The following is a 309-nucleotide window of genomic DNA, read 5'->3' as shown; positions in this document are numbered from 1 at the left end:
GTCGGTCGAGCGGCTGAAGCTGCTTTTGGTCCTCACCGTCTGCGACATACGCGGCGTCGGGCCGGGTGTGTGGAACGGTTGGAAAGGGCAGCTGCTGCGCACGCTCTATTACGAGACCGAGCTGCTGCTGACTGGCGGCTTCTCGGAAGTGTCGCGTGCGCAACGCACCGCCGCCGCGCGCGAGCGGCTGGCCGAGGCGCTCTCGGCCTGGCCGGCCAAGGAGCGCAAGCGCTATGTCGCGCAGCACTATGAGAACTATCTGCTGACCGTCGACGTGGCGGATCAGCTGCGCCACGACGAATTCATCCG

The 309-nt window shown here is 66.3% G+C and carries 1 pseudogene; it reads left to right on the top strand.

What is annotated here, in order from left to right:
- Positions 1–309, top strand: a pseudogene (locus EN786_RS36945) (bifunctional uridylyltransferase/uridylyl-removing protein); the annotation flags it as partial.

The sequence above is a fragment of the Mesorhizobium sp. M4B.F.Ca.ET.143.01.1.1 genome, assembly GCF_004792275.1.
Lineage (GTDB): Bacteria > Pseudomonadota > Alphaproteobacteria > Rhizobiales > Rhizobiaceae > Mesorhizobium > Mesorhizobium abyssinicae.
This window is presented reverse-complemented; position numbering and strand designations above follow the sequence as displayed.